This is a genomic window from Stieleria bergensis (assembly GCA_007745635.1).
GTDB lineage: Bacteria > Planctomycetota > Planctomycetia > Pirellulales > Pirellulaceae > Stieleria > Stieleria bergensis.
The window spans coordinates 1,726,152-1,752,160 of the sequence record CP036272.1 but is presented as its reverse complement, the minus strand read 5'-3'; the positions used below and the strand labels follow the sequence as shown (position 1 = coordinate 1,752,160).

At 55.8% G+C, this 26,009-nt stretch carries 27 protein-coding genes; 21 read left to right on the top strand and 6 right to left on the bottom strand.

Features of this window, described 5'->3' with window-relative positions:
• The first annotated feature begins 44 nt into the window (after nucleotides 1–44).
• The 20 genes from rplW (at nucleotide 45) to SV7mr_RS05825 (ending at nucleotide 15,412) form a co-directional block, all read left to right on the top strand.
• Entirely contained in the window at nucleotides 45–368 is a 324-nt protein-coding gene (gene rplW / locus SV7mr_RS05920; RefSeq protein ID WP_145270103.1) for a 50S ribosomal protein L23, read from the top strand.
• A 67-nt stretch (nucleotides 369–435) separates the two neighbouring features.
• Nucleotides 436–1,293 carry a 50S ribosomal protein L2 gene (rplB, locus tag SV7mr_RS05915; protein ID WP_145270101.1) on the top strand — a complete coding sequence of 286 codons (858 nt, stop codon included), beginning with the start codon at nucleotides 436–438 and terminating at the stop codon, nucleotides 1,291–1,293.
• A gap of 38 nt (nucleotides 1,294–1,331) precedes the next feature.
• A complete protein-coding gene (rpsS, locus tag SV7mr_RS05910; protein WP_145270099.1) occupies nucleotides 1,332–1,598 on the top strand; it encodes a 30S ribosomal protein S19 in 267 nt (88 codons plus the stop codon).
• 9 nt (nucleotides 1,599–1,607) lie between these two features.
• On the top strand, nucleotides 1,608–1,967 hold the full coding sequence (gene rplV, locus SV7mr_RS05905; RefSeq protein WP_145270096.1) for a 50S ribosomal protein L22: 360 nt from the start codon (nucleotides 1,608–1,610) through the stop codon (nucleotides 1,965–1,967).
• Between the two features lie 43 nt (nucleotides 1,968–2,010).
• Nucleotides 2,011–2,721, top strand: a complete 711-nt coding sequence (gene rpsC, locus SV7mr_RS05900; protein ID WP_145270094.1) for a 30S ribosomal protein S3 — start codon at nucleotides 2,011–2,013, stop codon at nucleotides 2,719–2,721.
• Nucleotides 2,660–3,076, top strand: coding sequence for a 50S ribosomal protein L16 (gene rplP, locus SV7mr_RS05895; protein WP_145270092.1), 417 nt, complete (start codon nucleotides 2,660–2,662; stop codon nucleotides 3,074–3,076). Before rpsC ends, rplP begins: the two co-directional genes overlap by 62 nt.
• A 46-nt stretch (nucleotides 3,077–3,122) precedes the next feature.
• Nucleotides 3,123–3,344, top strand: a complete 222-nt coding sequence (gene rpmC / locus SV7mr_RS05890) for a 50S ribosomal protein L29 (RefSeq protein ID WP_145270090.1) — start codon at nucleotides 3,123–3,125, stop codon at nucleotides 3,342–3,344.
• 4 nt (nucleotides 3,345–3,348) lie between these two features.
• Nucleotides 3,349–3,672, top strand: coding sequence for a 30S ribosomal protein S17 (gene rpsQ / locus SV7mr_RS05885; RefSeq protein WP_145270088.1), 324 nt, complete (start codon nucleotides 3,349–3,351; stop codon nucleotides 3,670–3,672).
• Between the two features lie 100 nt (nucleotides 3,673–3,772).
• Complete coding sequence (gene rplN, locus SV7mr_RS05880) at nucleotides 3,773–4,141, top strand: 50S ribosomal protein L14 (RefSeq protein WP_145270086.1); 369 nt, start codon at nucleotides 3,773–3,775, stop codon at nucleotides 4,139–4,141.
• Nucleotides 4,142–4,239: 98 nt separating this feature from the next.
• The gene (gene rplX / locus SV7mr_RS05875; RefSeq protein ID WP_145270083.1) at nucleotides 4,240–4,587 is read left to right on the top strand and encodes a 50S ribosomal protein L24; all 348 of its coding nucleotides are present in this window, start codon (nucleotides 4,240–4,242) and stop codon (nucleotides 4,585–4,587) included.
• A gap of 5 nt (nucleotides 4,588–4,592) precedes the next feature.
• A complete protein-coding gene (gene rplE / locus SV7mr_RS05870; RefSeq protein WP_145270081.1) occupies nucleotides 4,593–5,165 on the top strand; it encodes a 50S ribosomal protein L5 in 573 nt (190 codons plus the stop codon).
• A 63-nt stretch (nucleotides 5,166–5,228) separates the two neighbouring features.
• Nucleotides 5,229–5,414: a type Z 30S ribosomal protein S14 gene (locus SV7mr_RS05865; protein WP_145270079.1), complete on the top strand. Its 186-nt coding sequence runs from the start codon at nucleotides 5,229–5,231 to the stop codon at nucleotides 5,412–5,414.
• Between the two features lie 22 nt (nucleotides 5,415–5,436).
• On the top strand, nucleotides 5,437–5,832 hold the full coding sequence (rpsH, locus tag SV7mr_RS05860) for a 30S ribosomal protein S8 (protein WP_145270077.1): 396 nt from the start codon (nucleotides 5,437–5,439) through the stop codon (nucleotides 5,830–5,832).
• A 168-nt stretch (nucleotides 5,833–6,000) separates the two neighbouring features.
• The gene (gene rplF, locus SV7mr_RS05855) at nucleotides 6,001–6,540 is read left to right on the top strand and encodes a 50S ribosomal protein L6 (RefSeq protein WP_145270075.1); all 540 of its coding nucleotides are present in this window, start codon (nucleotides 6,001–6,003) and stop codon (nucleotides 6,538–6,540) included.
• An 81-nt stretch (nucleotides 6,541–6,621) separates the two neighbouring features.
• Complete coding sequence (gene rplR, locus SV7mr_RS05850; protein WP_145270073.1) at nucleotides 6,622–6,990, top strand: 50S ribosomal protein L18; 369 nt, start codon at nucleotides 6,622–6,624, stop codon at nucleotides 6,988–6,990.
• A 114-nt stretch (nucleotides 6,991–7,104) separates the two neighbouring features.
• Nucleotides 7,105–7,668, top strand: a complete 564-nt coding sequence (gene rpsE, locus SV7mr_RS05845) for a 30S ribosomal protein S5 (protein ID WP_145270071.1) — start codon at nucleotides 7,105–7,107, stop codon at nucleotides 7,666–7,668.
• A 42-nt stretch (nucleotides 7,669–7,710) separates the two neighbouring features.
• Nucleotides 7,711–8,208 carry a 50S ribosomal protein L15 gene (gene rplO, locus SV7mr_RS05840; protein ID WP_145270069.1) on the top strand — a complete coding sequence of 166 codons (498 nt, stop codon included), beginning with the start codon at nucleotides 7,711–7,713 and terminating at the stop codon, nucleotides 8,206–8,208.
• Nucleotides 8,209–8,580: 372 nt separating this feature from the next.
• The gene (secY, locus tag SV7mr_RS05835) at nucleotides 8,581–9,969 is read left to right on the top strand and encodes a preprotein translocase subunit SecY (protein ID WP_145270067.1); all 1,389 of its coding nucleotides are present in this window, start codon (nucleotides 8,581–8,583) and stop codon (nucleotides 9,967–9,969) included.
• 37 nt (nucleotides 9,970–10,006) lie between these two features.
• Nucleotides 10,007–10,573: an adenylate kinase gene (locus tag SV7mr_RS05830; protein WP_145270065.1), complete on the top strand. Its 567-nt coding sequence runs from the start codon at nucleotides 10,007–10,009 to the stop codon at nucleotides 10,571–10,573.
• 300 nt (nucleotides 10,574–10,873) lie between these two features.
• Entirely contained in the window at nucleotides 10,874–15,412 is a 4,539-nt protein-coding gene (locus SV7mr_RS05825) for an outer membrane protein assembly factor BamB family protein (RefSeq protein WP_145270063.1), read from the top strand.
• Nucleotides 15,413–15,888: 476 nt separating this feature from the next.
• Here SV7mr_RS05825 and SV7mr_RS05820 read toward each other — a convergent pair whose 3' ends face one another.
• The 4 genes from SV7mr_RS05820 to SV7mr_RS05805 all read right to left on the bottom strand — a co-directional run bounded on the left by SV7mr_RS05820 (nucleotide 15,889) and on the right by SV7mr_RS05805 (nucleotide 19,953).
• Complete coding sequence (locus tag SV7mr_RS05820; protein ID WP_145270061.1) at nucleotides 15,889–16,527, bottom strand: rhomboid family intramembrane serine protease; 639 nt, start codon at nucleotides 16,525–16,527, stop codon at nucleotides 15,889–15,891.
• Entirely contained in the window at nucleotides 16,496–17,548 is a 1,053-nt protein-coding gene (locus SV7mr_RS05815; RefSeq protein ID WP_145270060.1) for a hypothetical protein, read from the bottom strand. Before SV7mr_RS05815 ends, SV7mr_RS05820 begins: the two co-directional genes overlap by 32 nt.
• 147 nt (nucleotides 17,549–17,695) lie before the next feature.
• Nucleotides 17,696–18,934: a 3-dehydroquinate synthase gene (locus SV7mr_RS05810; RefSeq protein ID WP_145270058.1), complete on the bottom strand. Its 1,239-nt coding sequence runs from the start codon at nucleotides 18,932–18,934 to the stop codon at nucleotides 17,696–17,698.
• A complete protein-coding gene (locus SV7mr_RS05805) occupies nucleotides 18,934–19,953 on the bottom strand; it encodes an alpha/beta hydrolase (protein ID WP_419188151.1) in 1,020 nt (339 codons plus the stop codon). The genes SV7mr_RS05810 and SV7mr_RS05805 overlap by 1 nt, the downstream gene beginning before the upstream one ends.
• A gap of 362 nt (nucleotides 19,954–20,315) precedes the next feature.
• Between SV7mr_RS05805 and SV7mr_RS25110 the strand changes: the two genes are divergently transcribed.
• Entirely contained in the window at nucleotides 20,316–23,324 is a 3,009-nt protein-coding gene (locus SV7mr_RS25110; RefSeq protein WP_419188150.1) for a hypothetical protein, read from the top strand.
• 60 nt (nucleotides 23,325–23,384) lie between these two features.
• Here SV7mr_RS25110 and SV7mr_RS05795 read toward each other — a convergent pair whose 3' ends face one another.
• Together SV7mr_RS05795 and SV7mr_RS05790 are read right to left on the bottom strand one after the other, a co-directional pair.
• Complete coding sequence (locus SV7mr_RS05795; protein WP_145270056.1) at nucleotides 23,385–24,359, bottom strand: DUF502 domain-containing protein; 975 nt, start codon at nucleotides 24,357–24,359, stop codon at nucleotides 23,385–23,387.
• Nucleotides 24,360–24,720: 361 nt separating this feature from the next.
• The gene (locus tag SV7mr_RS05790) at nucleotides 24,721–25,833 is read right to left on the bottom strand and encodes a phosphoribosyltransferase family protein (RefSeq protein ID WP_419188149.1); all 1,113 of its coding nucleotides are present in this window, start codon (nucleotides 25,831–25,833) and stop codon (nucleotides 24,721–24,723) included.
• Between the last annotated feature and the right edge of the window lie 176 nt (nucleotides 25,834–26,009).

Genomic DNA, 26,009 nt, shown 5'->3' with positions numbered 1-26,009 from the left:
CACGTCACCTCAGTTGCGTCCAACGGACCACACGAGCCTGAACCATGTCACGAATACAACCACCGCAAGCACCCGAACGCAAGATCAAGCTCGAGCCGCACCAGATTCTGTTGCGACCTCTGGTGACTGAAAAGGGTGTTCACCGCGCTACACGAAACAATCAATACGCTTTTGAAGTGCATCGCATGGCGACCAAGCCTGAGATCAAAGAAGCGGTTGAAAAGCTGTTCGACGTCAAAGTCGAAAAGGTTTGCACGCAGAACCGAAAAGGCAAATACCGCCGCACACGTCACGGTGTCGGCCGCACTTCGGACTGGCGTCGAGCCATCGTTCACTTGGACGCAGAAAGCAAGATCGACTTCTTCTAGGCCGCCACTAGAGAAGTCCTTCGGCACAGAAACAAACGTTTAAACCCCAACAACGAAGAAATCAGCGATGGGTATTCGCATTTACAAACCGACCAGCCCTGGGCGCCGAAACGCCTCGGTCAGCGACTTTAAAGAGCTGACACCGGGTTATAAGGTCGAAAAGTCGCTGTTGAAGCCAAAACGAAAAACTGGCGGACGCAACAACCAAGGCAAGATCACTTCACGTCACCGTGGTGGTGGTCACAAGCAGAAGTACCGCGTGATCGACTTTCGTCGCGTCAAAGACGGTGTGGAAGCTGTTGTGGATTCGATTCAATACGATCCCAATCGCTCCGCTCGGATCGCGTTGCTGAAGTACACCGATGGTGACAAGCGTTACATCGTTGCACCCGTTGGCCTGAAGGCTGGCGACAAGGTCATCAACGGTCCAGACGCTCCGCCAACGGTTGGCAACTGCTTGCCGCTAAAGAACATTCCACTTGGAACCACCGTCAGCTGCATCGAGATGCGGATCGGCGGCGGTGCAGTCCTGTGTCGCTCAGCTGGCACCGGGGCAACCCTGATGGCTCGTGAAGCCGATTGGGCTCAGCTTTCGCTGCCCAGCGGTGAAGTACGCCGGGTTCCCAGTCGCTGCCGAGCAACGATTGGCCAGGTCGGTAACAGCGATCACATGAATGTCGTGCTGGGTAAGGCTGGACGAGCTCGTTGGCTTGGCCGTCGCCCACACGTCCGTGGTACTGCCATGAACCCAATCGATCACCCGCACGGTGGTGGTGAAGGTCGTACCAAGGGCGGTCGTCACCCAGTGAGCCCTCAAGGTAAGAGTGCCAAGGGTGGATCAACACGTCAGAAACGTAAACCCAGCAACAGCTCGATCGTTCGCCGCCGCAAGAGCAAACGATATGGCCAGTTGAAGCTGCACTAGTAATCAGCTAAACAAAGTTCCCAGGTAGCCAAAGAACGATGAGCCGCAGTAGCAAAAAAGGGCCTTACGTCGATCCCAAACTGTATTTCAAAGTACAGAAGCAGATCGAAGAAGGCAAAAAGACGCCGATCAAAACATGGGCACGTGCCTGCACGATCGTGCCGGAATTCATCAACTTGACCTTCATGGTCCACGATGGACGCAAGCACGTTGCCGTGCAGGTGACCGAAGATATGGTCGGTCACAAGTTGGGCGAGTTCGCTCCAACGCGGACGTTCAAAGGTCACGGCGGTAGAAAGAAATAGGTTTTCACTATGTCCAGTTATGTAGCCAGCCATCGCAATGCTCGCACCAGTGCCCAAAAGGCACGTTTGGTCGCCGATTTGGTTCGCGGCCAGTACGCGGACGAAGCATTGGATACCCTGAAGTTCCAACCGCAACGAAGTGCACGGATGCTTGAAAAAGTCATTCGTAGTGCGGTTGCCAACGCCTTGGATGTCGAGCAAACCGGCGGACGCCAGTACCGAATTGAAGAGTTGGTGTTGACCGACGTTCGCGTTGACGGTGCATCGATGTTCCGTCGCATGCGACCCAAAGGCCGCGGCAGTGCACACATCATCAAGAAACGAAGCAGCCACATCAGTGTCAAAGTGACACCGATTGATGAGCTTTAACATTAGGCCCCTCGGAAACAACACAAGCAAAGAGTCGTAAACGATGGGACAAAAAGTCAACCCGATCGCGTTCCGTACCGGTGTCACCCGGGGCTGGGCAAGTCGCTGGTACGCATCCAAGCAAGACTTCGCCGATTTGTTGGTTGAAGATCGCAAACTGCGAAACTTCATCACCAACCACCCCAAGAAAAGCCAGTACAAAAGCGCCGGCATCGACCGGATCGAAATCGAACGGACACGTGACGAAGTACGCGTCATGTTGTTCGTCGCTCGACCAGGTTTGATCATCGGTAAAAAGGGGCAGGAGATTGAAATCCTCCAGGCTGAACTGCAAAACCTGATCGGACGCCGTATCAACTTGAAAGTTGAAGAAGTCGGCCGTCCGGAACTGCAAGCACAATTGGTCGCCCAAGACATCGCTCAGCAATTGCAAAAGCGATCGAGCTTCCGCCGGACCATGAAACGCTCGCTGGAACAAACCATGGACGCCGGTGCCAAAGGGATCAAGATCCAATTGGCAGGACGTCTTGGCGGGGCTGAAATGGCTCGCCGCGAAAAGCAAAGCTCGGGCTCAATTCCATTGAGCACGTTGCAAGCACGAATCGATTACGGAACGACCGAAGCGATGACGCCACAGGGGCACATCGGAATTCAGGTCTGGATTAACCAAGGTAACTACGGAGACGACAACGATGGCGCTGATGCCCAAACGGGTCAAGCATCGAAAAAGCCAAAGAGGGCGCATAAAAGGTAGTGCGACTCGAGGCAACACGGTTGTCTTCGGTGATTTCGGCCTTCAATCTTTGGATGCCGGATGGGTTAAAGCAACCACCATCGAAGCTGGTCGTATCGCTGCTCAACAATATGTCCGCGGTGAAGGCAAGCTTTACATTCGGATCTTTCCCGACAAGTCCGTGACCAGTACTCCACTGGAAACTCGGATGGGTAAAGGTAAGGGTGAGCCTGACTTCTGGGCCGCGGTTGTCAAGCCCGGAACCATCCTTTATGAGCTGGGCGGAGTCACCGAACAGCAAGCAAAGGTTTGTTTCGCACGATTGGCAAGCAAACTACCGGTGCAAGTACGATTCGTCAAACGACGCACGTTCTGAGACCGATTATTAACCGAACCACTGATTTTGTAACGAAGGCCTGGTCATGACCAGCAATACCGAACTGCGAGAAATGAGCGACGAACAGCTCCAAGCGACCGCCGATGACGCGGCTCGTGAGCTGTTCCGTTTGCGATTTGAATCACAGAGCGAGCGACTGAGCACGCCGAGTGACATGCGTAAACACCGTCGTTTGATTGCTCGGATTAAGACGATCCAGACCGAGCGAGCCAAAGCAGCAGCCAACACCACTCAAGCCGAAGCTTAAGAAAATGCCAAAACGCGTAGTTTCGGGCATCGTCACCAGCGACAAAATGGACAAGACGCGCCGCGTCGAATTCAACCGTTCGGTGAAGCACCCCAAGTATAAGAAATACATCAGCCGCCGCACCGTTTGTCACGTCCATGACGAGAACAACGAGTCCGGTGCCGGTGACCTCGTCGAGATCATTGAATCAGCACCCATCAGCAAAACCAAACGCTGGACACTGGTTCGAGTGATCGAGAAGAGCACCGACGTCGACTTGCTCGCCCTGCGGGCAGCCCGTCGAGAAGCTGAGAAAGCCGAGACTGCTGAAGACGCCAGCGAAGGCTGATTCAGCAACGCCGGAGAAGAACCGTTGAAACATTCAACTGATCTTCCCGGCTTGGCCACCAATACACAAGTATTAACCGTTTTAGGTTTAACAGTCAGCCATGATCCAACAAGAAACACGCCTTGACGTTGCCGATAACACCGGCGCCCGCGAAGTGATGTGCATCAAGGTGCTCGGCGGAAGCCGTCGACGCTTTGCCCGCCTGGGTGATGTCATCGTTTGCAGTGTCAAGAATGTCATTCCCGGTAGTGACATCAAGAAGAAGTCGATCGTGCGAGCGGTCATCGTTCGCACCAAGACTCCGGTACGACGTACCGATGGCAGCTACATCAAATTCGATAGCAACGCCGTCGTTTTGATCGACAAAGACCAGAGCCCCCGCGGAACACGGATCTTTGGTGCTGTTGGCCGCGAACTTCGCGAACGTAAATTCATGAAGATCGTTTCCTTGGCCAGCGAAGTTGTCTAAACAACTGCTTCCCGCCTGAGTCGAGACTGATCTCCAAACATTTAGAAACCGCCGCACCGTTCACACGGTCTGGCAATCCCCCAAACACAGTTCCTGTCATGTTGCTGAAAGTAGACGACGTAGTCGAGGTGATCGCCGGTGGTGACAAAGGTCATCGTGGCAAGATCCTGGTCTGCGACCGCAAGAAAAACAAAGTCGTTGTGGAAGGAGCCGGCCTGGTTCTCAAGCACGTGGCTCGCAGCCAAAAGAACACGCAGGGTGGCCGTCTTAGTAAAGAGATGCCCATTCAAGCCAGCAACGTGATGTACGTCGAACAATCGACCGGTCAAACGACACGCCTTGGCGTTCGCTACCTGGAAGATGGCTCGAAGGAGCGTTACGCAAAGAAGAGCGGTGCCTCACTCGGCAAGATCGCTCCCGCCCGCGACCGTTACAAGAAGGCGTAAGTAATATGACATACGTTCCACGACTACAAACCGCTTACGAAGAGTCGATCCGCGCCAAGCTGATCGAAGCGTACGGCTACAGCAATCCACACCAAATTCCTCGCTTGGAAAAGGTCACCCTTAACATGGGTGTCGGCCAGGCGGTGGGTGATAAGAAGGTTTTGGACTTGGCTTACGACGCCATGACCCAAATCAGTGGGCAGAAGCCCGTGACCACCTACGCTCGCAAGAGCATCGCTGGTTTCCGTTTACGTGAAGGCATGCCAATCGGCTGCATGGTCACGCTGCGTCGAGCCAAGATGTATGAATTCTTGGATCGTTTGGTTGCCTTGGTGTTGCCACGTGTTCGTGACTTTCGCGGGATCAACCGCAAAGCTTTCGACGGCAACGGCAACTACACCATGGGATTGACCGAGCAGTTGGTCTTCCCTGAGTTGAATCCCGACAAGTTCACCCGCCCGCAAGGCATGAACTTGACCTTCGTTACCTCGGCCAAAACCGACGACGAAGCCAGAACCCTATTGGAATTGTTCGGCATGCCATTCAAAGCGGCTCCCGAAAAGAGCGGTGCCGCGTAGGCGTCGTTTTACAAAACAATTTAGTTTGCATACCGTTTCACTGCTGCAACCCCAAGACAGCCCGTGGCAAGTAAATCAAAAATCGCCAAGGCGAATCGGAGTCCTAAGTTCAGTACCCGTCGCGAAAATCGATGCAAGTTCTGCGGACGACCTCGTGCGGTCTATCGCAAGTTTGGACTGTGCCGTATTTGTTTCCGCGAAAACGCCGACAAGGGTTTGATCCCCGGTGTTCGTAAGGCCAGCTGGTAGGACAACGGAGCGACAAAAAGCCATGATGACAGACCCTATTGCCGACATGTTGACCCGCATCCGAAACGCCGTTCACGTTGAACGCGCTTACGTGGATGTTCCCGCTAGCCGCGTTAAACGCGGTATTGCTGACGTGCTAAAGCGCGAAGGCTTTATCTGGGATTGGTCAGAAGTCGATGAAAAACCCGTCAACGTTTTGCGTTTAGAGCTGAAATACGGCTCCAACGGCGAACGCGTGATCCAAACGATCCGCCGCATGAGCAAACCAGGACGTCGACTGTACGCACACTGCAAAGACCTGAAACCCGTGTTGGGCGGAATGGGAATCACCATCATCAGCACCAGCAAAGGTGTGATCAGTGATCGTGAAGCTCGCCGCGAAAACGTGGGCGGCGAAGTCCTTTGCGAAATCGCCTAAACCAAACGGTTTAGCAGTCCAACAGCTTTCCCGAGTGTTTGCCTGACCACAGGCAAACTCACGCAAAGCCGACACCAAACTACACAGCCGTCAGGCAGTCCGCCTGGCTGGCAAACAAAGCAACCCACGTTTGCAATTTGCAACCACGCTTTCAGCAAGTGATCTGAAATGAGTCGTATCGGAAATAAACCAATCGAAGTTCCCGGTGGAGTGACCATCGGTGTTGCTGACGGAAAGATCACGGTCGAAGGCCCTAAGGGCAAGCTGGATTTCACGCATCGTCCGGAAGTCGCCGTCATCGTCGAAGACAATACCGTTGTCGTGAAACGAGAAGACGATTCACGCACCGCTCGTGAACTTCACGGCCTGACACGCGCCCTGGTCAACAATATGGTTGAAGGCGTGACCAAAGGCTTTGAGCGTCGTCTTGAAATCGTTGGTGTCGGTTACCTTTGCAACATTCAAGGTGACACCCTGCAGCTTCGCGTCGGCTTTGCCAACGAACTGCACCAAACGATCCCCAAGGAACTGACCGTCACTTGCCCCGACCAAACGCACATTGTCGTTCAAGGTTGTGACAAGCAACAAGTGACTCAGTTTGCCGCTGAAGTTCGCTCGCTTCGCAAGCCTGAACCTTACAAGGGCAAGGGCATTCGCTACCAAGGCGAACACGTCAAGATCAAGCCTGGTAAGAGCGCCACCAAGTAATTCGTCTGACGGCCATCATGCCGTCGACAACACCTACCGAAATAACAAAGACTTAAGCCGCGACTTTAGGACGGCATCACCATGGACAAGAACAAGAAACTTGCAAAACAACGTTTGCGTCGCCGCAATCACGTTCGCAATGTGTTGCGTGGCTCGGCCGAACGGCCTCGCCTATGCGTCCAACGGACACTGAAGCACTTTTCGGTTCAGTTGGTTGACGACTCAACAGGCCAAACGGTCGCCAGTGCCAGCACTCGTGACAAAGCCGTGCGTGATGAGATCAAGTCGGGCGGTAACTGCGATGCAGCGGCCACCGTCGGTAAAGCGATCGCCGCCAAGGCTCAAGGCATCGGTGTCACCGCAGCGAAGCTTGACCGCGGACACAACAAATACCACGGCCGCGTCAAAGCATTTGCCGACGCAGCTCGCGAAGCTGGTTTGGTCGTCTAAACACGACGCCAGTCAGCAACCTTACCTGTTTACAACAAGCTCCCTTTTAAGAAACTCACTCCATCGTTCGTGCGGCTGACCTGATTCACCACGGAAATCAAACCAGCCATCTCGATGGACCAACTGAGGGTCGGAACCATTAGTAGCGGAAGCAACCAAAATCGTCGCCGTAATTCCAAGCCAGCGGAAGAGAGAAAAGATGATGGCTTGGTCGACAACGTGGTGAAAATCAAACGTTGTGCGGCAGTTGTCAAAGGTGGACGTCGTTTCAGCTTTGCAGCAATGGTCGTCGTCGGTGATACCAAAGGACGCATCGGCTGGGGCTACGGCAAAGCCAATGAAGTTCCACCAAGCGTCCAAAAAGCCACCAAGCAAGCGACTCGCGACATGATCAACGTGCCGTTGGTCGAAGGCAGCATTCCCCACCAAGTTTGGGGCAGCTTCGGTGCAGCGAAAGTCACCCTGATTCCAGCCGGAGCTGGTACCGGGATCATCGCTGGGCAAGCAGTTCGAGCTGTTTGTGAAGCTTGCGGTATCCATGATATTCTGACCAAGTCTTACGGAACAAATAATCCCGTGACCTTGGTCAAAGCAACTGTGGCAGCATTGGCTAAACTTCGCACCAAAGAAGAAGCTGCTGCCCTGCGTGGCCTGACAGTCGAAGAACTGTCTGCCTAATCACGTTCAACACCATTGTTACATTGAGCACTGGGTTTCGTTATGAACCTAAATGACGTCCATCGCGGAATTCAAAAGAACCGCAAGCGTAAACGAATCGGTCGAGGCCCCGGTAGCGGTACCGGGAAGACTTCGGGTCGAGGTCACAAGGGACAGAAAAGTCGCAGCGGTTTCAGCCGCAAGCCTAGCTTCCAGGGCGGTGCGATGCCGATGTTCCGTCGCGTCCCCAAACGTGGTTTCAATAACCGCTGGGCCGTGACCGTCTTCGCTGTCAACGTTGGCAAGCTGAACGAACGCTTCAACGACGGCGACGAAGTCACCCTGGCAGCCATGGCGGCCAAAGACGTTGCCAAAGGAACCTTTGACGAAGTCAAGATTCTAGGCGACGGGGAACTGACCAAGAAGCTGACCGTTGCCGCTCACCGCTTCAGCAAGTCGGCCGAAGAGAAAATTACCGCTGCAGGCGGAACCGTCGTCAAGTTGGTTGCCAAGCGCACCCCTGCCGAACGTGTTGCAGCTCTGGCAAGCGAAAAAGCCTGATCGCTGGTGTTGGCACTGGCAACACCAGCGTCCTCAGCAAACCATCCAGCTCAACGCCAGTCAGCCATCGTGTGCCGTCTGGCGTTTTGTTTTGCCGGAAACTGACTCCCGACGCACCACCACAGATCGCCTGCGAGATCCAGCGGCGGCCCACCTTTTGTGGGACTCATTGGCTGCTCGCAGCTGGTGATTTTGGATGGATTCCGGTGATTTCGTTCCAGACGCCCCGTCTGGCCTCGTCATCAATCCGGCAAACCACTACATTTCGCGTGTTTGGTACAGCCTGCAAACTGCGGCGTCGGCCACTCACCTACCAGAAGGCGGAGCCTATCAGGTCCCCCACCACTTGTTCTTCACAGATGGATCGAGCGAATGCTTGAAAAACTGCGCATCATTTTCACCATTCCTGAGCTCCGCTACAAAGTCTTTTTGACGCTGGGCTTGCTGGCGATTTACCGGATCGGTTTCCACATTCCGCTGCCGATGGTGTCAGCCTCCGAATCGGGTGGCGCCTCTGACTTTCTGGAACGTGTTAGCCTGTTTGCAGCCAGTGACCTGCGCCAGTTGACCATCTTTGGTCTGGGAATCATGCCTTACATTTCGGCATCGATTATCCTGCAACTGCTCAGCACTACGGTTCCCGCGCTGGCCGAACTGAAGAAAGAAGGGCAGGCCGGTCAAAAGAAGATCAACGAATACACACGTTACCTGACCGTTGGTATCTGTGTCGTTCAGAGCTGGCTCTACCTCTCGTTCGTATTGACCACCACCGGCACAGGCGGCGAGGGTAATATCAATGCCCTGTTCCTGAACGCCGATGGGACTGGACTCGCCTTCGGGTGGCAATTGACCGCCGTGATGGTGATGACTTGCGGTAGTGTGTTCCTGATGTGGCTCGGTGAACAGATCGACGAGCACGGAATCGGCAACGGCATCAGCTTGCTGATCATGGCCGGTATTCTGGCTCAAATGCCCAAGGCTTTGTTTGAGCTCTTTGGATCCATGGAACCCAAACTGACCGGTCTTCAGGCGGGCAACTTTGGGATCGAGACACTGATTTTGCTCTGTGTTCTCTTTGTCAGCGTCGTTGTCGGGGTGGTGTTTATCACACTTGGACAGCGCAAGATCCCTACGCAGTCTGCAAAGTTCACTCGCGGGCGTCGCGTCTATGGTGGCACACGTCAGTTCTTGCCACTGCGAATCAATCAAGCTGGCGTGATGCCCATCATTTTCGCCAGTAGCTTGTTGATGATCCCCGGCTATGGTTTGGACTTCATTGCCCAAGCTTTCGACAACGACAATTCATTCGCGAAGCTACTCCGCACCATGTCGGGTCCGTTGTTGGACCAAGCATCGTTTGTGTTTAACTTGATGTACGTGGTCTTGATCTTCTTCTTCTGTTACTTCTGGACTGCGATTACCTTCAACCCGAAAGAAATCAGCGACAATCTGCGTGACAGCGGAACGTTCATTCCTGGTTACCGTCCTGGTAAACGGACGACGGATTACCTGGAAAAGGTCATGCTACGGATCACCTACGTTGGTGCTGGTTTCTTGTCGATCGTGGCAATCGTTCCGACCATCGTTTACGGTTCGCTCGGTGTTCCCTATTCGATCGCCGGTTTTTACGGCGGAACTGGATTGTTGATCGCCGTCAGTGTCGCCTTTGACCTGGTTCAAAAGATCGACGCTCACTTGGTGATGCGAAACTACCGTGGCATGCTGGAAGACGCCGGTGGCGGTGTCAGCCCAGTCGTCTGATCACGGAATAGACTTACGACAGATTTAGGTTGATACGGTGCGACTCTTATTGATCGGACCGCCAGGTGTGGGCAAGGGAACGCAAGGTCGTTTGCTTGCCCAACAACTCGGCATCCCCCATCTGTCGTCAGGCCAACTCTTGCGTGACGCACGCAACCAGTCGGCAGAGAACGAGGCCATTGCCTCGCACGTCGATAGTGGCAACTTCGCCCCGGATCAGTGGATCCTAAACCTGATGGGGCAGCGTCTAGAGCAGCCCGACTGCTCGGCGGGTTACCTGTTGGACGGATTCCCACGCACCGTGGTCCAAGCCCAGCAACTGGACGAGCATCTGCATGCCAGCGGCCAGCGTCTCGATCGCGTCGTGCAGTATTTGGCACCCGATGAAGTTCTGATTGCACGCCTGTTGCATCGTGGGACCGTCGAGGGGCGTGCGGATGACAATCAACAAGCGATCGAACAGCGTTTGGTGGATTACCAGCGTCAGACCGAACCGGTCATCGAACACTATCGCCAGCAGGGCATCGTGGTCGTCATCGAGGCCACCGCCGATCCAGAGAGCATCGCTGGGGAAACGCTGCGGCAACTGTCCATTGATCCCTGAAGTCGTTCAGCCAGGAAGATCAGCCACTGGGTTGAATCGGCCACTGGCTTCAATCGGCCACTGGGCTGGCGTCTTCGGAGTTCTTCCTCCAGCGCACCGGTTGGGACTTCCCCCGCTTCATGGTCCGCAAAGTTGGCAATTGGGGGCGGAAATCGGGTGGCAAAATGGATTTCTTCGGGTTCCCCCCGCGCCGCAAAACTTGTGCAGCTTTACAATAGTGAGTGCGCAGCGACCAGTTCGCTCAGCGGTCAGTTCGCCAGATTTCAACTCCACCCCACCGGGTTGCTAAAGAGAGATCCCATGCACAGTTCGATTCACCGTCGTGTCGCTACCGCCATGGTTGTTGGCTTGGCCAGCATCATCGTTTTCGGCGATGTCGCGTCGGCCCAGTTGTCGGCGCGTTTTGTGCAACCGCCGCGTGCCTTGACGCAGCGTCTGGGAGAAGCCGCCGAAGCGATCGACGATCAGCGGTTCAGTGATGCGATTGTCCTGCTGGGTGATCTGATGGAGCGCAAAACGTCTGACGAAGACGACCCGACGCTGCAGTCACAAGACTTCTTCCTGGAGATCTCGGACGATGAGACTCAGCACTTAAGCCAGACCGTCCAGCAACAGTGCCGAGCCATGATCGGAAACCTGCCGTCCAAGGGCTGGGAAACCTATCAGCTGCAGTTTGGTGCTCTGGCGGAGAAACTGTTTCGAGAGGCAAGCCAACAGCGTGACTGGGAAAAACTAAAAGAAGTCCGCCGCAAGTACTATCACACCGAAGCTGGCTACAAGGCATCGTTCCTGCTAGCGCAAAACGAACTTTTGCATGGACGCGCGATCTCGGCATCCATCTTGCTGGATGATGTCACCATTCATCCACGAGCGACTCGGATCTGTGGTCCAGAGCTAAAACTGTTGCACGCGGCGGCCTGTTACATGGCCGATCGCAAGTTGCCAGCGGAGGTCGCCAACCAACCGATCACCCTGACCAACGGCGAAACCATTGACGATGTTCGCGCTTGGGTCAAAGCAAACTACAGCAAGACACTGGTTACCAATCCACACACCAAGAACAACTTGCTGACCGGTTCGACCACCGAACGCAATGGCAACGGAGCTGGCGAAACACCACTGCCGAGTGAAAAGTGGAGCACCATCACGGCCACCAGCCCACAGCAAGACAAAAAGATCGATGAACTGGAAGCTGACATTCTGCGTCAGCACCAGTTGTTACCGCCAAGTTGGCTGCCGTTGCAGATCGGCGATTTGGTGCTGTATCGCAACACGGATAAAATCTGGGGCATGGAATTTGCGACCGGCCGTCGGATTTGGCCCTATCCACCCTGGCAAGACGAACAAGAGCCGTCACCCAACCAGGCTGGCAATCCACTCTTTGGTCGCACGACGATACGGAGCAACAGCCCGGCTGACCAATGGAAAATGCGTGTCTGGAATGACATGCCTCATGGCCAGATGTCCAGTGATGGCAAGGCGGTGTTCTTGATCGAAGACCTGGATGCCGTGATGCCACCGCCTCCGTCCCGGATGATAGGCATTGGTCCCATGCGAGTCACCGGCCAGCAAGGTAACACCTTGACTGCGGTCGAACTCAAAAGCGAAGGCAAACTGCTTTGGCAAATCGGCTCCAGCCCCACCATCGACAGTCCGCTCAACGGCGCGCTGTTCTTAAGTGCTCCGATCGTCGTCGAAAGATCGCTGTACACCGTGGTTGAGATCGCTGGCGACATTACGCTGGTTTGCTTGAACCCGGCGACTGGAGAATTGAACTGGCTGCAGCAATTGGCTGCCGTCGAAGGAGCCCCCTTCCTGGCCGACCAAGAACGCCGCGTTTCCGGTGCCACGCTTTCCTACAACGAAGGTGTCCTGGTATGCCCAACCGGTGCGGGTGCAACCATCGGAGTGAATTTGATTGATCGCACGCTGCGCTGGGGCAACGCTTATCCACGCCGTGCCGTCAGCTTGAACAATCGCCCCTTCACCGTCCGTCAGTCTATCCCCGATAGCTCGCATGATCGCTGGATCAACTGGGGTCCGATCATCGACCAACAGAACGTGATTCTGACTCCAGCGATCAGCGATAGCCTTCTGTGTCTCGACCTGCTTTCGGGCAAAACCCGCTTCACCAAGTCGCGCGACGGTCTGTTCTATGCCGCTGGGATCCGCGACGGACTGTTAGTGGCGGTCGGTGCGGACCGAGTCAATGGCTATGACATTCAAGATGGATCGTTCCTGTGGCGGACTGACCAAGACTTGGCCCCCGGTGATCAACAAGTCGTCGGCCGAGGGGTGTTTGGTCAAGACACTTATTTCCTGCCGCTCTCGGGGAACACCCTAGCGCAGGTCTCACTTGCAGACGGCTCGGTCATCAAACGCCAGAAAACGCAATACCCGCTGGGCAACTTGGTCGCGGTTCAAGGCAGCTTACTGTCACAGGACGCCAACCGCATCGTTCGTGCACAAGGCAAAGAAAGCTTACGCGAAACCGTTGAATTCCTGCTTCAGAAAAACCCCGACGATGTCTCATCGCTGACCGACAAAGCTCAGGTGTTGCTTGACGATGGCGACATGGTTGAAGCGCTCAAGCTTCTTGATCGGGCCCGTGAGCTAGATCCCAGTAACGCCGACGTGCTGGATACATCCATTAAAGCGTATCTCAGTCTGTTGCGGACATCGAAACGCCCATCGGCAAAGCTCTTGCAAGAGCTCGATGCCTTGATCGACATGCCGGACGATCGTCGCGAGTTCATTGCGATGCGACTGCGTTCGGCCTTGGACAGCGATGAAATCAGTACCGCAACAAAGATGATCATCGAACTATCGGATTCTGCCTCCGCATTCAATCTGCCTCGTGACCAGGGGCTGCCCAAAACACTCACCGCAGAAGAAACCTCCCAACGGGATCTTTCCTTCGATGCTTGGCTTGCAGGGAAAGCAACCGAAATTGAAGCCAAAGCCAAAGCGTCCGGCAAATCGGCTGAGGTCAACGAACTGGTCAACGCGCACTTGAATTCCACGGAAACTCAAGAGCTGACGACCACTGACCAATTGGAAACACTGGCCCGCCAGTTCGCGCCTTTCCATCCCCAACAATTGCAAACGTCGCTCGCGAAGCGTTTGCTGGCCAACCAATCGGCCCTCGGCGCTGAACGTGCCTTGATGGGACAGACTCGGGCTGACCAGTGGTTGAACACTCCCCAGCCTATCGGAACGCCCGCGCAGCTTGAATTGCTGTCCAGAATCTACAAAGACGCCGGCATGTCACCGGATGCAGATTATCTGAAATCTGTGTTAGCTGGTGATGACGCTCCAGCCAAGGTTCCAAGCCAAGTGGTCACGCGCGGCTCCTCAATACCGCTTGATATCACCCAGCCAGTGAGCGCGCGGTTCGTCAACCGTATCCGGAACATTCCGGGACAGAACTCGCTTCGCGCCACCGCCCCCAGCATCCAAGGCGGCAACTCCTATCGCGGCTGGGTCATCACCAATGACTATCTGGGAACTCGGCTTCAGGATCCCCAGGGGACAACCATTAGCATTCCTGCACCACCACGGCCGAGCAGTGATTCTTCGCAGTCCAACTGCGTGGGAGTGTTCAGCGGAGGGGCGTTTCTGTTGCAACGTGCTGGCAAGCTGTCGCTGCTAGACATGACCACCATTGCTAGCCAGCGCCGATCCGATATGTTGCGCTGGTCACAAGACTTTGCCAAAGAAGCCGGCGGCAACATCACGCGGCGCAATCGCGCGACGGTCTTTGGTGACGCACAACCACGCTACTTTGGCACCGGCGCATCAACCACGCAAGCTGAATTCCGTGTTGGCCCCATCCTGGGCGACCGAGTCATTGTGCTTAACAACAGCACGCTGTCAGCGATTGATGTCATGACCGGTGACCGAATTTGGGCTCGTTCAGGCGTTCCTTCCACCGGACATCTGCTTGTCAAAGAGGACCAGATCGCCCTCGTCACACCGTCTCAGTACGGAAACAATCTGACCGACGGAGAGGTGACCGTTTACTCCATCAGTGATGGCCAGTTGCTTGAAACTCGACCTTGGAAATATGGCGAAGTCTGGTCCGCCAACGGCAAACATGTGGTGGCCTACCAACAAGAAACCGGAGCATCGATCGCGACCGTTCGCCTGATTGAGCCACTGACGAATGAAGTGATCATCGAAATCGAAGCGCCAGTCGCCCAGCCCGTCAACGACCAAGCCGCACGCGGATTCGGACGCATCATCCAAGATCGATTCATGGTGCTGTACGACACCAATGGACGACTTGTGATCTGGGACATCATCGGCGGCAAACAGCTTTGCCAACACGAAACGGAGGCCCTGCCAGACCTGGGTTATCTTCACGTCTTGTGGATGCAAGGCCAGTTACTGGTCGTCCCTGCCGAGGAACAGCAGCCTTCGGAAACAGGCGATGGATACCTCGTGCAGCATTCCACGACGCACCAGCCAGCGCGTCGCATCTATGCGATCTCGACCACCGATGGCTCCATCAACTGGGACAAAGCCTTCGAACAAGCCTGGGGCATCACGATCCTCCAACCCTATGCCTCGCCGGTCATTCTGCTGACCAGAATGCTACGCAAGTACACCATCACGGATGTGGACAAGTACATCGACGTCAACATGCTAAGTGTCAGTGATGGTAAACAGTTGTATCTAAAGAAGGACCACAAGGTTAGCAAAACAACCAACGGGTTTGAAACCACGCAACTGGTGCGTCCTGCCCAGCAGCAAATCATTGCCAAGATAGGTGGCGAATCGGTCACATTTACCTTTGGTGAAACGCCCAAGCCTTCCGTGTTAAACCTGAACCGATAAAAGCGTTTGCCGATTCAATCCCCAACACGTCCGGCTTGGTGTATGTGCTTGCACGCACCAACCGAGTTCAAAATCTTCCAAAGCACTGGTGCGTGCAAGCTCGGCACCCTACGTCCGTGCCGAACGCCGTAGGTGTTCCATACTCACAGCCCAGGGTCGCGCAGCGCACCCTGGGTAAGCGTGGCGATCCATCTGCCGAACGCCGTAGGTGTTCTACACTCGCTGCCGAACGAACCAAGGCAAACACGGCACCCTACGTCCGTGCCGACGGTGGGGGCGTGAGCTTGTCGAAGAAATACTTTGTTTTTAAGTCGAGTGGCTTCGCCTTCACGGCTGTGAACTGCCGTTCCGGCTGGAAGCCTTTCACGGGAAGAACATCACCTGATTTGAAACACCCATACAGCACGGATCAAAGGTCCACTGGCACGCTCCATGCCTCCGTGTTTCCGTGTTTCCGCGTCTCTTTTGGGACGCTTTTATTCCGAAGCGTGGTTCTTGCGGTCCGCTTGATCGGTACTGGCAATTGCTTGAGGTGTCTTGGGCGAGAATCGATGGGCAAGGTAGGCCATTGCGAGCCCCACCACAAAACCGCTTGCATAGGTTCGCCAATGGTCTGGACCTTCAACCGCTTGAAACATGCCACTGGTGATGGTGCCACCAAAGAAGACCGCAACCAAGATTGCGACAATGATGGTCAGCGGACGGCTGTTTAAAAATCCATGCAGGATCAGGTAACCGATCATCCCAGCGCCGAGCGCGGTTGCCCCGACCTGAGTACTGGCGTCGCCCACACACCAAATCACGACTCCACTGCCAAGCCAAATCCCCGCCAGAATCCACCAGGCATTCGATCTCTGCACCAAAATCAACAGCGAACACAGGATCGCGATTGAGATGGAATTTGCGGTTAACTGGGCGTAATCGGCGTGCAACAGTGGCATGGTCACAATGCCAACCAGGCCAGACACGGTTCGCGGCGTCAACCCGAATTCCGTTAAGTTCGCTGGGACAATGCTATCGACAATCCGAACCAGCCAGAACACCAACAGCAAGATGCCGACCCAATAGGCGGCTTGCTTGACTTCACGCAAATTGACTCCAGCGATAGCGCCCACTCAGATTCACCCCCGTTAAGACCGATTCAACAACGCTGCGGGAGGCTTCACCATCGAACAGCAGCAGGTCAATGTAGTTAAACTCAGTCCCTGTCGCACCTCCCAAGATGCGGCCACAATTGGCATCATCAAGTGCCTCTTGAATCTGCTCTTCTAGATTGTACCTTGCCTCTGGCTGCTGATCAGCAGGAAAGGCTTCAGAATCGATTTGCACGTACGCCAATTCGGCACCTGTCCCGGCCATGGGATCCTCCGATAGCCGGCCGCCTTCTTCCATCAGTTCAAACAACAAACCGGGGACGCAAGTGACACCAGCAATCGTATCCCCCCGAGGCCCCTGAACTTCGGACTCAATGGCATACGCAGTAAAGGACTCCGGAGGAGGCAACTTATTCCACTGATGATAACGTTGGACGCCATCGATAAATTTGGGAAGGTCCTTTAAGCGATGAACCCGTTTGCCGTCAATCTGCTGTTCATCGAGCGGCTTCATTTCGAGGCCACCGACCCATCCTTGAGTGCCATATTCCCCCAGGACTTCATCCAACAGCAAGAACGAAAACTGCACCTGCAACTCGTGGTTAAATTGTTCGAACAAGGGATGCCAAATCACGATGTCGAACACCATGGCTTCCTCGTCAACCACCGTTTGCACTAGCATGTCATTCGCGTCAATTTGGCCAACACCATCGATTGCCAAAGAAATACCATCGACGTCATGGTTTGGTTGTCGCGACGGAAAGAACGTCCAGCCCTCGCACTGGGATTGATGTGAATGCCAGTACTCGGCCAGCAGTTGCTTGGGAACAACACCTTCACCGGACACGGTAAAGCTATGCCCGCCACCATCGCCGGGACCGAAGGCCCAGGCGAGTTCGGGCATCGTTTGGCCCATAAACTGGCCCACCTCATCAACCAAATCCGAACAATTCCCCGCTTCGATCTCAGCATAGAAACGCGGCGCAACGCCTTCGAACCAAAGCCAGAACTGATTGACTCGCTGCTTGAATGTCACGTCCATTGTTATCGGGCTCTGTCTTCGGTCGAAGGGTGATGCAATCCATTTGGAACCAAACCCGGCGTTTCGCACGCCTGATAGTAGGCAGCCAATCAAACTCGCACCAACGACGGAGAGAGATTGGCTGGCATCAGCAGGCGCAGCGAAACGTTACGCTGAGGCTGCGTTCCATTGTTGCAACATTTTCAGTGCTTCGTGCATCGTTTCGCGATCGATTTCATGCACATCGCAACTTTGTCCGATCTGTCGCAGCAGCGTGATCGTCAATCGTCCCCCCAGGTGCTGGCGAAACTCTTCCAAGCCAGCCAGCAAGCGTTCCATCGGTTCTAAATCGGGGTGCCACAAAGGTATCCCCAGACGCTTTAAGCAATCGCAAACACGATGCACATCTTCCAGGGGCAAGCCAAGCTTCAAATGCGAGTAAAAGCAATCGATCGCAACACCGATCGCGACAGCCTCACCATGCCGGACTTGATAGTTCGTCAGTGGCTCTAGCTTATGCGCCGACCAGTGTCCAAAGTCCAGCGGCCTGGCTTCTAGCATTTCAAAGGGATCGCCACCCTTGGTGATATGATCCAAATGCAATTGGCAACTGACCGCAATGGCTCGATCGACCTTCTCTTGATCACGCCGCTGAATGCGTTCGGCGTTGCGGCAGAGCCAATCAAATTCCTGAACACTCTTGAGCAAACTGACTTTGACAGACTCGCTAAAGCCGCTGCAAAAGTCGCGATCTGAAAGCGACTGCAAGACCGCCGAGTCATTGATCACTGCCCAGGGCACGCTGAAGGTACCGACCCAGTTTTTCTTGTTGAAGTAGTTGATCGCATTCTTCACTCCCACGCCACTGTCACCCTGAGCGAGTGTGGTGGTCGGAATTCGAATCAGACGAACGCCGCGATGAGCAATTGCGGTGGCGTAACCGACCGCATCCAACATCGCTCCGCCGCCGACGGCCACGACATAGCTTCGACGATCCAGGTGATGTTCATTGATCAACTGCAGAATTGATTCAACGCACTGCGAATCATTCTTGACCGCTTCGCCGCCAGCGGTCACGTACAGCTCGCGCACCAGGTTGACCCCCGGATGCTCGGTGAGCCGCTGAGCGAGCTGAGGCACGAATTCAGATGCCTCGGCAACCGGTCGCTCGGCAAGGAGCAACACGCGTGGCAAGTCATGACCGCCATGCAAGAGCTCCACTAAAACGTGAAAGTCTTGGTCTGCGACGTTGTCGGTTCGGCGCAAGCGATGAACAAACGGGACACTGAACGAGACGTCAGCATCAAAGGAAACGCTGTCGGCAGGTTTGCGAGGGCGATCCGTCAGGTGTGACTCATCCACGGTAACTTCCGAATGTCCGCTACTTCGATCGTTGGAATGTAACATCACAGCGTCCCTTCCTTCCAGCCTCGCCATAACCAACGCAACGAGTCCGGGAAGATTGCCCCGCCGTGATTGCCACTATGGCCACCGGTACCGTAGACAAATTTGTAATCGTATTTGGCGAACTGCAATGACTTGGCCATCTGCTGATTGGCAAGTGGCCAGTTCCCATGCGAGTTGTCTAAATCATTGGCGCCATCTTGCAGGAACACCCGCAACGGCTTCTTGGGGGTTTTGCGGATCAGAGCCTGATAGTCATGCCCACCACGAATGTTGGTGAAACTACCGATGTGGCTAAGGACTTTGTGAAACTGATCAGGGCGGTGCCACGCCACACTAAACGCACAAATGCCGCCCGAACTGTTTCCACAAATGGCACGCAGCTCTGGATTCTTGGTGATGCGATAATCCTTCTCTAGCGCGGGCAGAATCTCGGTTAGCAGAAACTCTGCGTAGTCGCCGTTCATGCTGTCGTATTCGACACTGCGATTGGCTGGGCGAGGTCGCCAGCCTCGTTTTTCGGGGAGCTCGCCGGTGTGCCCGGGATCGATCATGACCGCGATCGTCACCGGCATGTCGCCCTTGGCAATCAGATTGTCAAACACGATCGGCACACGGAACTCACCCGTGTTCCCTTCGAAAGCGTGGCCATCTTGAAACACCATCAACGCCGCTGGCGCCTTGCCGTCGTATTGAGCCGGCACGTAAACGCTGTAACGCCGCTTGGTTCCCGCAAACACCTTGCTGTCGGTCCACACGTGCTGTGAAACAGTGCCTTGAGGAACCGACGAATTGAGCTGTGAATCCACGCCATGTTCGTAGGGCTGTGGATGTTCCACCGTGCCGCCAGCAACCTGCTCAGCAGACTCCTGTGGGGCCTGAGCCGCTAGAGAAACAGGAAACATCACCACAGCCGCAGCACAAAACACCAGCTTGCCAAGCTGAATCCGATGCCGGCCAACGCGGAATCGCCGGGTCAACCAAGCCATTTTAGGGTGCGGAAAAAAACGCAAGACACTCATCGGTGACAACTCAAGGCGTAAGTGGAAGAGCAGGGAAGGCGGGGACTAGCAGGAGGTCGCGCGAAGCGGGCCACTGCTGCCAGGAGGGGAAATTCTCTTCCGCTATGATAGCAACCGGATCAACAATCAGCACCAGTTTCCCCCCAGCCGGGCCCGTCATTGTTCGCATTCAAGCGGAAAAACTTCCTATTTTAACCGCCCACAACGGCAACACCGGATTTCTGGCTCGCTTTCTAGGAGCTCCTAGCGAAGCGGACTTTTGCCAGCCCGGTGAATTTTGCTAAGCAGAACTTATCGACCCTAAAAAAATAGCCGCCGCGAAATGTCTTGGCGGCCGCAGTCTCACGGACGGACCCTGACCCATGAAAGCGTTGAGCTTAAAAATCGGTGCTGGTGTTGCCACCATTGCAGTCGCAACCACCCTGGCTTTACTTCTTAGAAATAGCGACGCCAACCCCGCTTCGGCCAGCAACAACCTGACGGATGATGCGACAGCAACCCTTGCCGATGGCACCGACCTCAGCAAGATCGACAACCGCCTCAAACAGGTCAGCGATGACCTGCGTGGCGATGCTTCTCACCTGAGTGGCGTCCAGGAAGACAACGCGCCCAGCGATTCGCTGTTGCCCGTGAAAGACCCAATCAAACTGGTTGCCTACACCGAAGCAACACTGGATGCCGCCACTGACGAAGCGGCAGCCGAAAACGAAGCCGCAGCAGCACCAGCTGCCGCAGCGTCTGGCATGCGTTTCCCAAGTTTCGAGAGCACCGCCAGCTCCGCCGCTGAAACCGAAGCGCCAACCAAGGCCGCTCCAGCGATCAGTTTGCCATCGACGACCGCTGCGGCTGCTCCAGCCATGCCACTTCCCGACACACTGAATCTACCGGGCTCGGTCCTTGCCGAATCGGCACCCACAGAATCTGGACCTGTAAGCCAACCAACGACTGAAACCAGTGCATCAGAAGCCGCTGCCACAGCGCCGCGCATGGTCATCCACCCAACGGTCACCATCGAGGGTCAAGCAGTGGGATCAGCGGTTGTGGGATCAGCGGTTGTCGCATCGCCCGCTGCAACTCACACCAACCCTGCTGTCTCAGCGGCAGCCAACGGCGCGCCAAGCGTTTCACTGCGTGGCCTGCCAACGGAGACCGGCGCCGCACCCGGGGCGACCAACGATTTACGTCGCGCCACTGAATCTGTCCCCGAAAACACAACAGCCACTGGATTCAGCAATCCGCAACCCGCTGCCAGTCCACGCGGTGAGGCGACGATGCGAATTCGATCGGACAGCTTGCTGCTGCCCGGAAGCCAGCCAAGCGTTGCCTCAGCAAACGCGGCACCAAACGTTGCACCAAATGGGGGCCATTCCACGCCTCAAATCACAACCAACGCGGCTGCCCAGCCTGCGGCAACACCGCAGCCTGCAGCCATCCGCACGCCGGCCTCGATGGGCTTTGTTGGCCAACCGGTTATCATTGGCCAAGACGGCACCGTCGTGAGCGCTCCCGCAGCGGCAGCGGCCAATGCAGCGGCAACCGTTGCTGAACTGCCAGCACCTGCGGCGGCGCCAGCACCTGTACCGCCACCTTCGCGATCCAGCCTGACCATGGGCACGCCAGCGATTTCACCGCCTGTTGGCCCTCCTGCAACAGCAGCCACGGCAACTCAAGGCGTCGCGATCCCTGCTCGCACGATCGGTTTTCGCACCGGACAAAACACACAACCCGCCGTCGGCCCAGCAGCAGAGATCGCAGCCCTGCCTGCGGCGGCTTCACTGCCTGCGTCGGAAAGCATTCAGACGCCTGCCCCCGCGGCGCTCTCCACCGCCAATGAACTTGCTGGAAACAGCGCTGCAGCGACGGCACTGCCAGCGACGGCGACATTCTCTACACCGACGATGCCGGCTTCCGCCACGCCACGCAGCGTGGACTTGCAGGCCCAGCCCACACCTGCTGTCCCCGTTACCGTGGGACCAACCATGGCGGCTCCAGGCGACCGTTACCTGGACGGCCCCCAAAGCCCCTCGGTTGTCATCGAGAAACGCGCCCCGCAAGAAGTCAAGGTTGGCAAAGCCGCCAGCTTCCTGATTCAAGTCCGCAACGTCGGCAAATCCAAAGCCCTCAATGTGCGTGTCCATGATCGCGTCCCAGCCGGCATGACGCTGACCGACGCGACCCCCACCCCGAACCCCAATACAAGCGATGAACTTGTCTGGGAACTCGGTGACTTGGAACCCAACCAAGAACGCACCATTACGATGCAATTGCGTCCAGACCAAGAAGGTGAACTGGGCAGCGTTGCTCGCGTCACCTTTCAGGCAGCGGCCTCGGTACGCACCATCAGCACTCGGCCCGCTCTGAAAGTTTCACAGCGTGCTCCAGAAAAAGTCCTGATCGGCCAACAGCTTGAAATCGAACTCGAAGTCAGCAACCCTGGAACCGGCGAAGCCACAGGCGTTGTGCTTCAAGAAGACGTGCCAGAAGGCCTCAATCACCCGGCGGGCAAACAGCTGGACAACTTCCTGGGCACCCTGGGTCCCGGTCAAACGCGTCGCCAGTTGCTGCGCATGCGAGCGGTCAAACCCGGCATTGTGCAAAACAAGATCCATGTCAAAGGAGACGATGGCTTGGACGCGACTCACACGGTTGCCGTCGAAGTGGTGGCCCCAGAATTGAAGGCTACTCTGACGGGCCCCACCAAACGATTCCTCGAACGCCAGGCCACCTATCACCTCGAAATCGCCAACACCGGCACCGCCGATGCAACCAACGTCGAACTAAGCGTGCAACTGGATCGTGGATTCACGTTCATCAAAACAGACTTTGAAGGCCAGTATGATGCTGCCCGACACGCCGTGTTCTGGTCACTGCCGGTTCTGCCAATTGGGCAAATCGGCCGCGTCCCATTAACACTGTTACCGGTACAGGAAGGCAATCGCATCCTGAAGACCCAAGCAGTCGCGGATCTGAACATTTCGACGGAGCACGAAACCAAGGTGAATGTCGACGCGCTTGCCGAATTGACCTTTTCGATCGCAGATAGCGCCGACCCGATCGAAGTCGGTGGCGAGTCCACGTTCGAAATTCGCGTCGCCAACACCGGATCACGTGATGACACCAATGTCAACATTGCCGTTCAATTGCCGCCGGGAATGGAGTTGCTTGAGCAAGCAAACTTCACACCGCAAGGCAACGGCGTGGTGGCCTTCCCAACTCGGGGACTGCTCAAAGCGAACGAGGAAATTGTGCTTCGCTTCCGAGCCCGTGGTGCCGCACCGGGTAGTCACTTGGTCAAAGCGATCGTGACCAGCGACCAAAACGACGTCCCGGTGACCAAAGAAGAAAGCATCAAGGTCTACGCAGACCAGTAATCCAAGCAAGAGCGGCGTCCTGGCCGCTTGGTACAGAGAAAAGCGGCGTTTTGGCCGCTTCTAATCTGACGACTGAGCCGTTTCGGTCAACACGACTTGGTCACCGACCAGTTTGCCGCGGCCGCGAGACGGATCCGAACCGCTCTCCTCGCCACCTTCGACACGCTGATGTGTTGGAACCACCACACCACAGCTGACGACAAACTGAATGGCTTCATCAACGCTGATGTCGATGTCGTAGGTGTCTTTTCGTTTGATGCTGATGGTGAAGCCAGTCATGGGTGCGGGGCTGGTAGGCATCAAGACGCTGATCATTTGCTCGCCATCATTCAGGTCAGCAAGCTGTCGCATGCTGCTGCCGGTGACGAAGCCGATCGACCACAGTCCCTTGCTGGGATACTGCACCGCAACCACGTTATTGAATTCAATCTGCCGTTCGCTAAAGGCAAAGTCCGTGACCTGTTTCACGCTCCCATAGACTTTGCTAATCACTGGAATTCGCAGGATGGCGGCATCGAAACCGCGCAAGAACCAGCGCCCGATACCGAACGTGAATAGCCGACCCAAGAAGTACAGGATCGTCAAAAAGACAATCAGGAACACCGGCAAGACGCGCGATCGAGGCATCACCTCCATCATCACATAGCGTCTCCAGTAGTTCTTCGCAGAGTCCAGCTCCGGAGCATCGGGCCCGAAGTACTCCGGACGACTGTCCACAACCTCGACCACCTGTAGCGGTAAATACTTCCCACCTGGCCCCATGGTGTAGGTGACGCCCTCGTAATTGAAGCGTCCGTTGCCCTCAGACAGCGAATCCTCAGGGACCGAATCCAAGATCCCCTCGTTCCACTCGTAATAGGCCAGGGTGATCCAACGCGTGGTGCTTTCGACCGGCCGCAAAAGATACGTTTCGACGGTCGCCCAAGCCCAAAGAATGACCACGATCGTCAGCAACAGTGGTAAGATCACTGCCAAACCGCGCAGCAGCAGACCGCGAACGGTCAATGGATTGGCTGGTGAAGATTGCGCATTCACGTGGAATTAACCGTTGAAGCGTAGTGTCATGACGAGGTCAGCGAGTGTCGCTAGACTCCATCATCCAATAACTTTGTTAACCGACAAGTCCTTTACTGGAACAATTGTCACTGTAGACGACGCGCCGTGGCGCTCTAGCCGTCAAAACATGGGATTTGCCAAAACCGCTAATCCTGCCCAGCTTACCCAATAAAATCAGTCTAGTTCATCGGGCAAACAACTGGCAAACTCGCCAATGTTTGCCGATTGCGAACGATTCTAAACACTCAATCATTGCCAAATCGTCACAAACCTCGCAACTCAACCCTTTCGCGTTGCCTGGCACGGGCACTGCGTTGCTTGGCAGCCTGACCGTATGGCGTCACGCCGCCCTGGCTGCGACGGCCACTGTGACCTGAGCTGCCCCGGCCCGCTTTAACACACCAGCGACTTCATTCAGCGTGGCACCGGTGGTCATGACATCATCAACAACCAACACATGCTTGCCCGCGACAATCGCTGCGGTTCCACCGAGCCGATGACGCAGCCAGGAAGAAGGAATCGATCGATTCAGCCAGGGACGCCGGGGAGCAAAGGCACCGCGAACATTCTGTGCTCGCTCCGTTTCACTCAGCCAAGCCTGCTTTTTGACCACCCGAGTGGTTCGCAGCAAGTTAACCCGACACAGATCCGGCCAACGGCGCGTCAAGACAGAGTGAACCGCACGCGCGAGCGCTTGAGCACCGCCGCCGCCACGCGTCATTCGCCGCGAGAAATGCGACGGCACCCAACCAATCAGATCCGGAGCCGCATCCGTGTCCGCGACCGGGCAGGACTGACGAAGCCAGGTGTCATCAGCTAGCAAGCGCCAGCCAAGACGCTTTCCAAGCGTTTCCGCCAGGGGGACCGCCTGTCCAAATTTTGCCGCCACAATCGCTTGCCGCACTAAACCATCGTATCTCCACACCGACAAGCAACGATCGTAATGCAAGGTCTGATCACGACACTCCAGACAACCGCTGGCCGCTGAATCGGCCACAGGGCTGGCCAATGAAGCTCCGGCCAATGAAGCTCCGGCCAATGAAGCTCCGGCCAATGAAGCTCCGGCCAATGAAGCTCCGGCCAATGAAGCTCCGGCCAATGAAGCTCCCGCCCCCGGCAGCCCGCAGCGAGAACAGACTTGTGACGTGTGGCAACGACTGATTTCAAGTTGACGAAAACAGCTGTCGCACAGCTCCATCCCGACCATCACGCTGTGGTCACAAAGTCGGCAGGTTGGCGGCCAAAACAGAGTCATGCAGTGACGTCGCCAAGACGGCGAGTGATCGAATCGCGGGGAATCGAGTCGCTGTCTGGCCAAATGAGCCAGCTCACTCGGCCCGGGACTCCTTTCGCCGCCCTGGCCGGACAGAGTGTCCAGTGAAGTGGGATTGCCGACGGGTGCGTCCAGCGCTAGAGGGCCAATCACCGTCTCAGGTTCCGCCGTTGACGCCATTGCAAGGTGTTTCCCCGTGTTTCTCGGCGATCCCGTGTTTCTGGACGATCCCGTGTTTCTGGACGATCCCGCAGAGGACGAATTCGGCAGACTAGTGGCGGCTGAGGGCATCAATCAACAGACCTGAACGGAAAAAGGGAAACAAAGTCGCATGAAATTTTTTTTCCTGCGAACCT

Bases quoted from the DNA above. Each gene is read 5' to 3' on its own strand.
- rplE (WP_145270081.1), top strand. From the start codon at position 4,593: ATGACATACGTTCCACGACTACAAACCGCTTACGAAGAGTCGATCCGC.
- SV7mr_RS25110 (WP_419188150.1), top strand. From the start codon at position 20,316: ATGAAAGCGTTGAGCTTAAAAATCGGTGCTGGTGTTGCCACCATTGCA.
- rplP (WP_145270092.1), top strand. From the start codon at position 2,660: ATGGCGCTGATGCCCAAACGGGTCAAGCATCGAAAAAGCCAAAGAGGG.
- rpsE (WP_145270071.1), top strand. From the start codon at position 7,105: ATGGACCAACTGAGGGTCGGAACCATTAGTAGCGGAAGCAACCAAAAT.
- rplF (WP_145270075.1), top strand. From the start codon at position 6,001: ATGAGTCGTATCGGAAATAAACCAATCGAAGTTCCCGGTGGAGTGACC.
- rplB (WP_145270101.1), top strand. From the start codon at position 436: ATGGGTATTCGCATTTACAAACCGACCAGCCCTGGGCGCCGAAACGCC.
- rplR (WP_145270073.1), top strand. From the start codon at position 6,622: ATGGACAAGAACAAGAAACTTGCAAAACAACGTTTGCGTCGCCGCAAT.
- SV7mr_RS05810 (WP_145270058.1), bottom strand. From the start codon at position 18,934: ATGTTACATTCCAACGATCGAAGTAGCGGACATTCGGAAGTTACCGTG.
- secY (WP_145270067.1), top strand. From the start codon at position 8,581: ATGCTTGAAAAACTGCGCATCATTTTCACCATTCCTGAGCTCCGCTAC.
- rpsH (WP_145270077.1), top strand. From the start codon at position 5,437: ATGATGACAGACCCTATTGCCGACATGTTGACCCGCATCCGAAACGCC.
- rplX (WP_145270083.1), top strand. From the start codon at position 4,240: ATGTTGCTGAAAGTAGACGACGTAGTCGAGGTGATCGCCGGTGGTGAC.
- rpsQ (WP_145270088.1), top strand. From the start codon at position 3,349: ATGCCAAAACGCGTAGTTTCGGGCATCGTCACCAGCGACAAAATGGAC.
- rpsC (WP_145270094.1), top strand. From the start codon at position 2,011: ATGGGACAAAAAGTCAACCCGATCGCGTTCCGTACCGGTGTCACCCGG.
- rplN (WP_145270086.1), top strand. From the start codon at position 3,773: ATGATCCAACAAGAAACACGCCTTGACGTTGCCGATAACACCGGCGCC.
- rpmC (WP_145270090.1), top strand. From the start codon at position 3,123: ATGACCAGCAATACCGAACTGCGAGAAATGAGCGACGAACAGCTCCAA.
- rplV (WP_145270096.1), top strand. From the start codon at position 1,608: ATGTCCAGTTATGTAGCCAGCCATCGCAATGCTCGCACCAGTGCCCAA.
- rplW (WP_145270103.1), top strand. From the start codon at position 45: ATGTCACGAATACAACCACCGCAAGCACCCGAACGCAAGATCAAGCTC.
- rplO (WP_145270069.1), top strand. From the start codon at position 7,711: ATGAACCTAAATGACGTCCATCGCGGAATTCAAAAGAACCGCAAGCGT.
- rpsS (WP_145270099.1), top strand. From the start codon at position 1,332: ATGAGCCGCAGTAGCAAAAAAGGGCCTTACGTCGATCCCAAACTGTAT.
- SV7mr_RS05790 (WP_419188149.1), bottom strand. From the start codon at position 25,833: ATGGCGTCAACGGCGGAACCTGAGACGGTGATTGGCCCTCTAGCGCTG.
- SV7mr_RS05815 (WP_145270060.1), bottom strand. From the start codon at position 17,548: ATGGACGTGACATTCAAGCAGCGAGTCAATCAGTTCTGGCTTTGGTTC.
- SV7mr_RS05805 (WP_419188151.1), bottom strand. From the start codon at position 19,953: ATGAGTGTCTTGCGTTTTTTTCCGCACCCTAAAATGGCTTGGTTGACC.
- SV7mr_RS05825 (WP_145270063.1), top strand. From the start codon at position 10,874: ATGCACAGTTCGATTCACCGTCGTGTCGCTACCGCCATGGTTGTTGGC.